Here is an 11610-nt window from a genome sequence, read left to right as displayed (position 1 = left end):
GAAAGAGGGCATCTAGTGAAGCCCCAAAAGCAGGAAAGGTCTGGCGTAGACTGGCCAGCAGCGTCCGCAAAAATACCACGGGATCGAGATCCGATCGTTCCAGAAAATACCAGCAGCACGGTAGCTGCGCCGAACGCGCGAAGTCGGCCAGCAGGGTAGTCTTGCCATAGCCGGCAGGCGCACAGCAGAGGATGAGTTGACGATGGGGAGCGCAGCCCTGTACAGGCAAGACCGCTTCACGCAGCCGCTCCAGCAAGGCCTTGCGATGGAGCAGTGCGACAGGGAGAGCCGGGGCTGTGATTTTCCGCCGAAGGTCGAAGTCATGATAGTCGGAACAACATTGCTCTCGCATGGCACTCCTTTCTCCGTAGATCAAAAAACATCGCAGAAGAAAGTGCTGTCCTGGAGAGAAAAGCGCGGCTACTTCTGCCACTCATATTCATGGACGTAGAATCAAGCAAGCCATCAGGCAGCATGACCTCACACAACAGGTAGCGAGATGAAGCAGGCGAGTCCGCAGGCCTGGCTGCAGGCGCGCAGCAGCACGGCCTCCAGACCGACTCAGCCCAACTGGGTAGCCGAAATAGCACGGTACATACCTCATCGGCAGCTCTACAGGCCAGAGGCCCGGGCGGACTTAGACAGAGTCCGATTCTGCAGACCGCTACGATTGAGCGGTCGCAAGCCACTTTTCCAGCAAAGCCTGATCAGCAATCCCCCGCCTGCTGATGAAGAAGGATAGAGACAACGACAGGCCAGTCTGGCCAGATTGTTAGATAGACAACAGCTCAGTATATTGATACCCTTGAGTATAGTTTATGCGCATAAGTTTGTCAACAGCAAAGACATTCCATCCTTGCCGGAACACTACTACTCTCAACAGATCTGCCCCTCTCGTGAGAAGAAAAAGACGTCGGGACGAGCTGCGGATATTGCACGCAACGTCGACCCGACGTTCATCCATAGAAAGAGATAGAGGCGCTCCGTACAGCAGGCACATGTCGAGCACGCCTACTCATCCACAATGCTGCCCAGCGTCTCTTGCCGGGCGCATCAGGTGTGTCGTGATACCATTGCGCAGGTAGATCGTTGCTGCCTGTAGGCGCCCGACAATCTCTTCCTGGTGGCTCGTGAACAGTAGCCCAGCCCCCTGCTGGCGTGCCTCGTGAAGGAGAGCCAGCGCTACCTCCGTTGAGGCATGATCCATGGCAGTGAACGGCTCATCGAGCAGGATCAGTGCAGGCCGGTGGAAGAGGGCACCGATGAACGCGAGCTTCTGGCGCATGCCGCGCGAGTAGGTACGCACCAGGCCGGAGAACGCAGGCGCCAGTTCAAGCCGCTCGGCCAGCTCGCGGCCGTAAGCGAGGGCCGCCCTGTCCAGCCTGCGGAAGGCCGCCCACAGGCGCAGATGCTCCTCTCCACTGAGATAGGGATATAAAAAAGGCAAATCTGCAGCATAGCCGAGCTGCGCTTTGGCGCGCAGCGGCTCAAGATCAAGGTCCGCCCCACAGATGGTGACGACTCCCGTATCTTTGGGAATCTCCCCAACCAGACAGCGCAACGTTGTCGATTTCCCAGACCCGTTGGCCCCAAGCAGCGCCAGCGCCTCTCCCGGCCAGACCTCCAGGTTGACCTCGCGTAAGACCACTTTCTCCCTGAAGCGCTTGCTCAGATTGTTCACACTCAACACCGGCAGATCCCGCAATGCATTGGGCTTCACGCGCGAAGACTCCTCCCTGCGTTCAGACTACGACACGGTGAGAAACAGCGTATGCTCGATCAGACCCGCGCAGACGAGCAAAGCCACAGCGCAGCCATTGAAGAGCAACGCCTTCCAGAGCACTTGGGAATGTCCGTACCAGTTCCGCCAGCCCCCGGTGCGCAGGAGCTTCCAGAACAGGGGCACCAGCAGCAGATCGCCATACGCGGCCAGCAGAAAGGCGCTGACCTCAAGAATGCCATGAGGGGCCAGCGCGAGCAGCACGGCGGTCAGCTTCCCCCGCCAGGCGTAGGCCCCCACCACGGCGCCGAGCATGACGCCATTGATCAGCAGTACCAGCAAGGTCACAGCGCCGACCGTGAGGATGCCCAGAAACATGATGACCAGCACCAGCAGATTATGCTGGATAATCGCCAGTGCTGGCAACTGATGAGGGTGTGCCACAAGCTGGTGAGCCAAACCTTCCGCTGCCAGCAGACCCAAGAGCAGCCCGCAGCCATAGGCCCCCAGCACGGCAAACCACTGTCTGGAATGAGCCATCAGAGATCCTCCTCCAGAAAACGCCTGTACTGGCGCACCATCAGCCCACGCCAGCAAAGCAGGCAGAGCAGCACATCGACGAGAACACCGCTCAGTAGCCCCAGGAGCAGAGGATCAACCCGCAGCAGCGCCACCCCCGCAGCCAGGGCGACCACCCGGGCCAGCAGTACAAGTACCCAGCCGGCCCCCCAGGCGAGCAATCTGATCCATGGCCGTCGTCCCAGCACCATCGCCAGCAGGAGCGCCCCCCCTCCTGGCAGCGCTGAGAGCAGATAGGCGCCAAACCAGTACAGCAGCACGCTATGGCTGAGCAGACCTGCTAGCAGCGCCAGCGCAACGACCAGGGGGGCCGCCAGTCCTAGAAAGGTCAGGTAGACAGCCGCGGCGTGCAGACGGGCTGCAATGGGATACGGTTGCTGTACGCGATGTTCCCGTGCCTCACCCAGCAGCGCGGTGAGCAGCGGCCCCAGGCAGACCACCAGCGTCACTACACTTTGCAGGAGCAGCGAGAGGGCCGTGATCAGAGCGGTCAGGCGGGGACTGCCAAGCGTATGGGTCGGCAGCAGGCGCGGAGCGATGCTCAGCCAGAGCGCGAGGGCCAGCGTACACGTCGCCAGCAGGAACGCCGGGAGACGCGCCAGCGCCAGGCCACTTAAGGAGAGCAGCGCGCCCCAACGCCCGGTCGCCGCTCCAGTGGCGCTGAGCCAGGTCCGCAGCAGCGAGACGGCCAGCGATCTCCGTTCACGGACCTGCCTCTCACGACTCACGCTCACCTGACGCATCAGGACCCACCCCGCGGCAGCCGCCAGCAGCGTCCAGGCGCCAGCGAAGAGCAGCGTCTCACCCGGCGCCGCCTGCGCCAGTGCCCCGCGTACCGGCAGACTGAGCACCGCCCCCAGCAGCGCGAGCGGTCCCGGCATCAGCGGGACCTGCTGAGAGAGGAAGACTCCGACAGCCAGCGAGCTGGTTAAGGCGCTGAACCAGACGACAAGTCGCGGCCTCGTCTCGCGCAGATTGAGCGCCACCCCCAGCACCGCCGGCAACAGTGGAAAGGCGACCAGCATCGTCAGAGAGGCCAGAATCGACCAGGGCGCCCATCCAAGATGAACGATCGTCGCCAGGCAGACAGGCAGAAAGAAGATCAGCGCGACCAGCTCCGAGCGCAGCAGACCTACTACCAGGCGAATCCAGACAACGTCGGCCACCGTCACTGGCAGGTAGGACAGGGCACGGATCTCCTCCAGCCCGGAGGTCTCACTGAGCGTGCCGACGGAGAGTGCGTTCACCACCAGTAGCAGAAACGCACAGACAGTGAGCACCAGCGGCAGTGTTGCCGCCGCCACAAAGGGATGCGCCAGGGCCGCCGCCGCGCTGCGATAGAGCGTCACAAAGCAGATCAGCCCCGCCAGGATGCTCAGGCCACGATGCCACCAGCGTCTCTGCTGCAGCAATCCCTGGGCGCGTAGATCACCGAGAGAGTAGAGCAAGAGGATTGCTCTACTCGTCCGGGTTGGAGCGCAGTGCTGGTGCTTGCACTCCATAGCAGCCCTACCATCCGATCAATGCAGACGTGCCGAAGATGAAGATCAGTCCCTCGACGGTTCCCACAAATGGCGCCAGGAAGGGATAGATCGCCACGGCCGCCCAGATGCCGTCCGTCGTGATAATGCTCACAATCAGTGCCGCCACTGCCTCAGAGAGGCCGAACTGACCAACGAGCCAGCCCAGGAGCAGACGGCCCTGCGTCAGCAGCAGCGCCGCGCTGGAGAGCAGCGAGACAGCGGTCGGAGCATACTTCGCGGATACACGAGCAAGTGTCTGTTGCATGGTTCACTCCTTCAGTATAGGAATAACGAGTGAGAAACAGCAGACGTCCCTCTACCAGCCGGCAGCGGCCGAGACGCCGATGAACAGGATCAGCCCATCGAGGGTTCCCACAAACGGCAGCAGCCAGGGAGCGAGAGCAGCAATACCGGCTGACCCTTCGGTGAGCAAGATAGAGATGATCGCCAGAGCATCCTGCCAGGAGAGGCCAAACTGACTGACCAGAAAGCCCAGGCCACGGGGCAGAGCCATCGCGGAGACGACCATCGCCATGATCAGGCTGGAGAGCAGGGTCACCTTCGTGGCGATCTGCAACCTGACGCGCGTAAGCGTATGCATCATGTCTGATTCCTCCTTCAATGCGTGAGGTCTTTCTTGCGTAAAGATCTCGTCATGGATCTGGCCTCTGATGGTTCGCGAGTCCACCCTCTGGCCAGCAGAAAGGTGCGCACGCACTATCAGCTGATAGATAAGGGCCTCACCGGAGCGCTCCAGAGAGGAAGGAGGAGATCTAGCGGCCATCCCGCAGGCTGCAGGGCCGCAGGAGGGCGCCCGCTGCCTGCTCCCTCCCTGGAGCGACTCGCTGTGCGCTATCCACAGGAAAGGATAGCGGCCTGGCCCCCGCAGAGGAAGTGCCGCAGGTCATATCTTTTCGTATTACCGTTATATAATGCAGCCGGGCTCTCCGCAGTGAGTGGATGCGGAACGAGCGCGGAGTGGATCACAGGTATACTCTGCCTCGGAGCCTGAAGGAAAGAAAGGCAGGGACAACAATGAAACAGTCAGCGGAGAATCGGATGCTGGTCGTTCGGCGCTACTGGGTGCGCAGCGGTGAGCCGCCTCTGGGCTATGCCACCCACCGATACTATCCCCTCATCGGGCTGATAGGAACTACGCTGCTGTCTGCACTGGTTGTGACCTTCCTGATCATGCGCGCAGAGACGCTCCTCGTGCTGAGCGTCGCAGTGCTGGTGCTCTTCTCTGTCGCCTCCATGCTCCTGATACGACGGTACAGCGGCTGGTACGAGGTGGACGCCGCCGGCAATCCCCTCACCCTCGTCTCGCGCTCGCCCCTGCCGGGGATCACCGTGCGCAACAGCATCAGCCGCAAGCAATTTCTGGAACAAGGAGGGATTCCTGGCGCATGAAACGTCAATGGACTATCGTCTTTCTGCTGGTCATCTGCACCACAGTGATCGTGCTGCAATTGAGTGGCGGCTTCGCAGAGTCCATGCAGGCCATCAAACACGCGATGCCCGGCACGATCGCCGTGCCAGGTCCGCGCGCTTTGATCATCGACGTCCTCTCCTTTGTGGCCTGGGTCTGGGGCCTCGTGCTGACCGCGCGAGCCCGGCGCTGGCGCTGGCTGGCGCTGATCCTCGTGACTGGCTACATCGGCGGATGTCTCTACTCGCTGGTCACCCTGTTCAGGAAAGTGCGTGGGGAGAGCGATGAGCATCAGCCCGCCTTGACGCACCCCTGAGACGGAGGGGAATGCGCGACCTCCCTTCGGCCAGCGCATCCCCTCCTTCGGCCACCACCTGCGCCTCTCGCCCCCTGCGGCTCCTGACGCGAGTACGCCTGAGAGGCTGGTCCCTTCTATAGCAAGCAGTACTCTCCTATCGACAAGGAATGGTGCTATGCAACACGTTGCCTCAACGCTGTCCGGGAGAGACGCTCCCATCGTTCTCCTGGAGCGAGTAACCAGGCGATTTCAGCAGCAGATCGCCGTGGAGAACTTCAGCCTGGAAATCGCTCAGCCCGGCGAGATCGTCGGACTGCTCGGCCCAAACGGCGCGGGCAAGACAACCGTGCTGCGCCTGCTGCTGGGCATGCTGACTCCCACCAGCGGCAGCGTGGAACTCTTTGGTGTGCCTATGACCTCCGCGGTTCGGCGCGGGGAAGCCCTGCGACGTGTCGGAGCGCTCATCGAGGCCCCGACCTTCTATCCCTATCTCAGTGGACGCGATAACCTGCGTGTAGTCTCGCTGCTGGCCGGCCTTCCGGAGGACCGCGAGACAGAGCAGCGCATCAGTCAACTCCTCGAGCGCCTCGCCCTGCCTGCGGAGGGTCCTGTGGCCTTCAAGCAGTACTCGCTTGGCATGAAACAGCGCCTGGGAATCGCCGCCGCGCTGCTGACGGAGCCGGAATTGCTGGTCCTCGATGAGCCAACCAACGGCCTGGACCCTATTGGCATTGTCCATCTGCGCGAGCTGCTGCGCTCCCTGGCACAGCAAGGCACGACCATCCTGCTGTCCAGCCACCTGCTTCATGAAGTGCAACAGCTCTGCACCAGGGTCGTTCTGCTGAAACGCGGGCAGGTGCTGATCCAGGGCGAGGTCAGCCGACTGCTCCAGACCCAGGGTGTGATTGAGGTCGTCTACGAGACCCCGGAGGCGCTGGACGCTGCTGAGGCGCTCCTCCAGCGTACTGCTCAGGAGCAGCCCGCCTGGATACGCCAGGTCAGGCGCGCCGGAAGCGCAGTGTCGGTGTCCAGCGCGGAGGCCAGAGCGGAGGACCCTTGTGTGCTCCAGATCCAGGCTCCGATCACATCCTCAACAGAGATCTGCGCGCTGCTGGCCACACATGCACTCTATCCAGCCGAAATCCGCAGGCGTTCTATGAGCCTTGAGCAATTCTTCCTGGATCAGGCGTCAGAGCCGGCACCCACGCTGAGTCAGGCTGAGAGAGCGCTATGAATGGTGAGTTTGAGAGGAGAGAATGATGCAGTCGAGACTCGCCCCTTTACTGACCGAGGGACCTCTCTACATCCGTATAAGATGGCATGCCATCACCACAGTGATGAAGGCTCAGCTCCTGCTGGTGCGCAGACGCGTTCTGTCGCTGGTGGTACTGGCACTGCTGGGCGGTGGCTTTCTGCTGGCGACGGGCTTCCACCTCGTCCTCTACGTCTTTGCGACGCTGCCTGTGTCAGCGCAGGCCTGTCCCACTGCCAGCACCTCTGCTCAGCAGGTTAGCCAGGCGCCTCCCTGCGTGAGCGAAACACCTCAGCAGCAGGCAGAGCAGAAACTGCTGCGTCAGGAGGTGCTGCGTGAGCAAGAGACGACGCTGACCTTTCCTATGTCGCTCAGCCTGGGTGGCGACACGCTGCTCTCGCTGGGGGTACTGCTGTTGTGCATCTTCGTCGCGATCTTTGTCGGCAGCGACTATCAGGCAGGGACGCAGCGTCTGGTCTTCTTGCGCGGTGTTCCACTCACCCGCTTTGTCTGCGCGCAATGTGCGATGCTGCTGCTAATCCTGGTGATCGTTAACGCCGCGCTGCTCATGGCAGGGGCGCTGCTGGGCTGCGTGATCGGTCCCCTACTGGGAGGGAAGCTAAGTCCCCTTTCGCTCCAAGGCTGGGGAGAGCTAGCCCTATACTGGCTGGGGATCTGTATGAGTCTATGGCTCTATGCGCTGCTCAGCGTGCTCTTCACGACGCTGGGGCGCTCGATAGGAGCTGGTATTGCAGGGTCGATCGGCTATCTGTTCATCCAGGGCATGCTGCTTCCTCCACTGACCTCCATGCTAAGCGCCCTGCCCGACAGCGGGTTCACTACGTTGCTGAGGCACCTGCCCGCGCTCTTCTTGGGCCCGGCCAGCCATACGCTGCTGGAGGCGCTGGCCTCTCGTCCGCTGCCCCTGGTTGCGAGTGCAACGCCGTCGAGTGCCAGTACTGCGCTGGCTGGAGCGGTCCTGCTCTGCTATGGGCTGATCAGTGGAGGAGTGAGTCTGTGGCTGGTGCAGAAACGGGATGTTGCGCTATAACAGAATGTCGCTTCATAGGGAGCATTCAGGCTCCTGCCCCAGTGAGCATCCTCACGTGGATCGGCGTCCCTGAAGCGGTAGGGACGCCTCCTCGCTCATGGCCTGTTTCAGTATCCTCTAGCAGAGCGTAGTCCCTGTAACCGACTGCTCGCCCGAGGTCAGACGCTACTGCTCACATCCTTTATCAGGAGAGCCTCCGGCGGTCCCTCTGCAAGGTAGGATCTAAAGGATTTCTTATCGCCCTCGTTCCTTTACAGGCCTCGTTCTCCCTTAGCCGAGAGTCCCTGTCAGCATGCGTTCCGTTCACACTGCTCTCCTGAGCTCCCATGAGCCACATCCCTCTCCTCTCACTCCTCTTCCTGCTCGAACCGATCGCTCCTCTTGCCTCCGTGCTCCCCTTCATCTCTACGAAGCAGAGACTGATCCCGATCCATCCCTGGCTGCCGCCGGCTCGGGGACCGGAAGGGGCATTATAGAGACAACAGCCCCGTTGCTGATGTTCTGTTCCTGGCCCAGATCTCGCACTGACCGCTCCTGGTTCCGGGAAAAGGATCATCCTGGACCACTGCCGTCTCGCACAGGGCCTGCTGACTTCAGCTCATCTGGGACAGGTCATCGCAGAGAAACGGCCTCACATGCGCTCCCAGGTGTCCTGCCACTTCCCTTGGCCCCGCGCACGCACAGGTCCATGTGCGCTCCGAGGAATGTCACAGGAGGGAGACTGTTCCAGGTTTGCAATCCTGCTGTTCCCAACCGGGAGTACTGACACTCCTAAAGAGTGCTGTCAGGGTGGGATGGGATCTACAAGGCAGCCCACCGAATTTCTCCAGACGAGCAGTGGCCGTGACGAAGTTCAGAGATCTTGCACATTTCCTCTCTACTGAAGCATTTTCAGCACCTGCGTGCGATCAAGGCGCGTTGCGGATCAATCTTCCAGACATTCAGCGAGGGGAAAATCATCTCTGGCCTGCGCTGCTCAGGCTTTTTGACGCGCTGGCAGACAGCCTTTCTCACGAAGGGACGGGGATCAGCAACTAGAGCCGTGAGCGGCTCGTCGAGTAGGTCCAGGTGCCCGGCAGCCTCGGCAGCGGACACTCCCAGGGCGAGCGTCCTGTGCATGTGTTGATCTTCTGATCGAAGAGTCTTCTTGAGCCAGTGCGCTACCAGCGCTAGATGGGTTTGGAGCAGCCGATCTCCGATAGCAAACGGCCCGAGATTTCGGTGAACGTAGCGAGGGAATGCCGATCGACTGGCAGCGGCTCCGGTGCCCTCTAGAGGAGTGCACACTGTTGCAGGGTGCAGTGCAAGGCGACAACGGGGCATCCAATAACCATAACTCGTCTAACCCAGGAGAAGGGAGCGCTGGCCCACCGGGCAATACAGGAGAGTGCTTTGGAAGACGACATACTAATCCTGTACCTCTTTGTCAGCGCTCCTGCCTCCCATTGTGAGGTATACAGGGACTGCTGATAGCCCTTACGCCAGCCCTTCCGCGGTCGGGAGCAAGCCTTTCTACGCATCCAGCGCCGAGAGAAGCTGGAGTTCTGCCTCCAATGACTGGTGAACGTGATCACTCGCCTTATCGCAGAAAGCTTTGGAGACCGTCTCAATGTCCCGACGCCCTTGCTTGGTGAGAGGGAATGGTCTCTTTCGCCTCTTTAGAGTAGCCCCCAGGCTTCCAACTGGGCCACTGGCCGGCGCAAGACAGCAACCAGGTCAATACCAGCGAGCGGGACAAAATCATGCTTCCTCGTCTGCATGCCATGATGCCCAGTACTGTGAAGCGCGACATGCGATCAGCCTGAGTCGCCTTTCTGTTGATAAGCCCCAGCCACTGCTCGTTGTGACCAGCCTGATGTCCTGGAGGGCATGATGAGTGCAAAAGACCCAGTTGTTGACAAAGCCATCGGCTTCAGACCCTCACCCTCTATCGAGAGAGCCGGCCTGTTGGTCACCCCGGTCACCCCTGGTGAAGCTCTTTATAGCGGTATGCTTTGCCATTCCAGACAGAGTCATGTCCAATAGCAGGCGTAGGAGACAGAATGCTGGTATCCTTGGTGTGCGGCGTGCATGCTCCACAGGGCCACTTTCGACATCTCACTATCGTATCGATCTCTTCTTCTGGTTGCGGCGCGATCTGCCGCCTAGCCAGGGCAGCCGCCAGAGGGCTCGCAAGATCAATTTCCATGCCATAGCAGTTGACACGAGAAGGCTCCAGCGTGGCAGCTTGCTGCAATGCTACCAGTCATCATCGATCGCCTGCCCATGAGGAGGATATCTATCAGCTGACGCTCCCCTGGCAGGGCAAGGGGTGACATGATGACAATGCCAGCACAAAGAAGCCAGCGGCAGCAGCGAGGAACACTGCACAGTGCCATTTAGCCGTCTCTCCTCTGACGACAGTCATACACAAGAACAGAATGGCTGGCAGGCTAAGACCTCTCTAGAGGGAGCTTTCGCTTTTGCTCCCCGGGCCATTCGAGTGCCTGGAGGGTGGGGAATAGTTGCTGCCTTCTAGAGGCAGGGCTGGCCATCAGAGAGAGGGACCCCTCAGCAAAGAGGGCCGACTTCGCCTGTGGTAGTGCTCGACAAGGGTGAGCCTGCAGGCCTGTGATAGGCTTGTCGCACCGGGGAAATTACCAAGCCTGTGCTGCCAGAGGGGATCTCACTTCTAATGAGACGTCCTAGTTTGCTCCTGCTCATATCCCCCAGTGGGGGATATAGCAAGAGGAACATCCTTCACAGAGGTGTCGTTTCTCTCACAAGAGTGTCAAGCCAAACAGAGGAGGAAAGGATCGCAGCGATGGAGGCTGACCCTGGCAGTCCAGTGAGAGTCTCTCCTGAAGAAAAGGCAACCTTTCTCCGTTGTGGGTACAAGGCACGATGCAGAGAAGCCCATGCCTGGCGCCAGTAAGCGCAGTTTCCTCCTGCCTCGCACTCGCAACGGGTGGTCTAAGGAACAGGTGTCTGGGGCATGCTGAAAGGATTTGCCCCTTACCAGTGTGCCGCAGCAAAGCTTTTCCGCCTTTCTCTCAGGAGGGTACTTATTCCTCTCTTTACCCGTAGAAAAGCTGACTCATCTTTCTCTCCAGCTTCGCTGGAAGAGCTGGAAGAGAGTGGCTTGGCAACCGAAGGCACGTTACTGCGCAATGTTGCTTGCAGCTCTGGCAAGAGTACTACAAAGTCCATATGACGCGATGTGCCAGTGCTCTTCCTACGGTCTCTCTTTCCTGGCGCTTATGCACTGCTGCCTGGTTGCCTTTTTCCCGGTCCAGCCTGAATAGCTCGATTGGATGGCTGGCCCTCTGTTGCTCGTCTTTCTCAGCTATCCCTTCTCTGGATATCCATTACCATCTCAGGCAAGGAGGAATCATATGCAGCAGATGATGAAGCCACCGCTGATCTCAGCTGCGGCACAGCCTCTCTTCTCGTACAAGAGAAGCAGGGAGAAGGCTTGGGGCACGCTGTGGCAGACGACCCCGTCACGGTGCTGGAGCTGGTTGAAACGGCTGGCAGCCCTGTTGATCATCATGCATCCACGGCTGATCTCTCTCATGAGAGAGCAGGATACACGGAGGCTGACCCAGTTATTGACTGGTAGAGACGGGGGTGTCACTCCCCTTGAGGGGTAACACCATGCCCAGGCGAGCGTCAGCACCAGACTGGAGCAGTCCAGGCCTCCTCTCAGCATGCAGGGCAAAGCGCGCTCCAGGCTGCCGTTCCTGTGAGCAAGGGTTATGGCCTGAAGCCTGGCTCCT

10 protein-coding genes and 1 pseudogene are annotated in these 11610 nt (G+C 60.3%); 4 read left to right on the top strand and 7 right to left on the bottom strand.

Going from position 1 to position 11610, the window contains the following annotated elements; genetic code table 11:
* The 6 genes and pseudogenes from IRZ31_RS16605 to IRZ31_RS16580 form a co-directional block, all read right to left on the bottom strand.
* A pseudogene (locus IRZ31_RS16605) lies at positions 1–352 on the bottom strand (hypothetical protein); the annotation flags it as partial.
* Positions 353–1015: 663 nt separating this feature from the next.
* On the bottom strand, positions 1016–1720 hold the full coding sequence (locus IRZ31_RS16600; protein ID WP_297155635.1) for an ABC transporter ATP-binding protein: 705 nt from the start codon (positions 1718–1720) through the stop codon (positions 1016–1018).
* 27 nt (positions 1721–1747) lie between these two features.
* Entirely contained in the window at positions 1748–2260 is a 513-nt protein-coding gene (locus IRZ31_RS16595) for a stage II sporulation protein M (RefSeq protein ID WP_297155632.1), read from the bottom strand.
* Positions 2260–3747, bottom strand: coding sequence for a hypothetical protein (locus tag IRZ31_RS16590; protein WP_297155630.1), 1488 nt, complete (start codon positions 3745–3747; stop codon positions 2260–2262). Before IRZ31_RS16590 ends, IRZ31_RS16595 begins: the two co-directional genes overlap by 1 nt.
* A 61-nt stretch (positions 3748–3808) precedes the next feature.
* Entirely contained in the window at positions 3809–4087 is a 279-nt protein-coding gene (locus IRZ31_RS16585) for a hypothetical protein (RefSeq protein ID WP_297155628.1), read from the bottom strand.
* 51 nt (positions 4088–4138) lie between these two features.
* Complete coding sequence (locus IRZ31_RS16580; RefSeq protein WP_297155626.1) at positions 4139–4426, bottom strand: hypothetical protein; 288 nt, start codon at positions 4424–4426, stop codon at positions 4139–4141.
* 431 nt (positions 4427–4857) lie between these two features.
* Here IRZ31_RS16580 and IRZ31_RS16575 point away from each other — a divergent pair, with 431 nt between their 5' ends.
* From IRZ31_RS16575 to IRZ31_RS16560, 4 genes are all read left to right on the top strand, one after another.
* Positions 4858–5232, top strand: coding sequence for a hypothetical protein (locus IRZ31_RS16575; protein WP_297155623.1), 375 nt, complete (start codon positions 4858–4860; stop codon positions 5230–5232).
* Positions 5229–5567 carry a hypothetical protein gene (locus tag IRZ31_RS16570; protein ID WP_297155621.1) on the top strand — a complete coding sequence of 113 codons (339 nt, stop codon included), beginning with the start codon at positions 5229–5231 and terminating at the stop codon, positions 5565–5567. The genes IRZ31_RS16575 and IRZ31_RS16570 overlap by 4 nt, the downstream gene beginning before the upstream one ends.
* A 157-nt stretch (positions 5568–5724) precedes the next feature.
* On the top strand, positions 5725–6783 hold the full coding sequence (locus IRZ31_RS16565) for an ATP-binding cassette domain-containing protein (protein WP_297155620.1): 1059 nt from the start codon (positions 5725–5727) through the stop codon (positions 6781–6783).
* Between the two features lie 22 nt (positions 6784–6805).
* Positions 6806–7852 carry a hypothetical protein gene (locus IRZ31_RS16560; RefSeq protein ID WP_297155618.1) on the top strand — a complete coding sequence of 349 codons (1047 nt, stop codon included), beginning with the start codon at positions 6806–6808 and terminating at the stop codon, positions 7850–7852.
* An 891-nt stretch (positions 7853–8743) separates the two neighbouring features.
* Here the strand turns inward: IRZ31_RS16560 and IRZ31_RS16555 are convergent.
* Positions 8744–8971: a hypothetical protein gene (locus tag IRZ31_RS16555; protein ID WP_297155616.1), complete on the bottom strand. Its 228-nt coding sequence runs from the start codon at positions 8969–8971 to the stop codon at positions 8744–8746.
* Positions 8972–11610 lie beyond the last annotated feature (2639 nt).

The sequence above is a fragment of the Thermogemmatispora sp. genome, from assembly GCF_019683635.1.
Lineage (GTDB): Bacteria > Chloroflexota > Ktedonobacteria > Ktedonobacterales > Ktedonobacteraceae > Thermogemmatispora.
Note: the sequence above shows the minus strand (reverse complement) of the source record. Positions and strands in the feature narration are given on the sequence as shown.

Coding starts and splice junctions, on each gene's coding strand:
- IRZ31_RS16580 (WP_297155626.1), bottom strand. CDS start 4,426: ATGATGCATACGCTTACGCGCGTCAGGTTGCAGATCGCCACGAAGGTG.
- IRZ31_RS16585 (WP_297155628.1), bottom strand. CDS start 4,087: ATGCAACAGACACTTGCTCGTGTATCCGCGAAGTATGCTCCGACCGCT.
- IRZ31_RS16595 (WP_297155632.1), bottom strand. CDS start 2,260: ATGGCTCATTCCAGACAGTGGTTTGCCGTGCTGGGGGCCTATGGCTGC.
- IRZ31_RS16575 (WP_297155623.1), top strand. CDS start 4,858: ATGAAACAGTCAGCGGAGAATCGGATGCTGGTCGTTCGGCGCTACTGG.
- IRZ31_RS16560 (WP_297155618.1), top strand. CDS start 6,806: ATGATGCAGTCGAGACTCGCCCCTTTACTGACCGAGGGACCTCTCTAC.
- IRZ31_RS16570 (WP_297155621.1), top strand. CDS start 5,229: ATGAAACGTCAATGGACTATCGTCTTTCTGCTGGTCATCTGCACCACA.
- IRZ31_RS16565 (WP_297155620.1), top strand. CDS start 5,725: ATGCAACACGTTGCCTCAACGCTGTCCGGGAGAGACGCTCCCATCGTT.
- IRZ31_RS16555 (WP_297155616.1), bottom strand. CDS start 8,971: ATGCACAGGACGCTCGCCCTGGGAGTGTCCGCTGCCGAGGCTGCCGGG.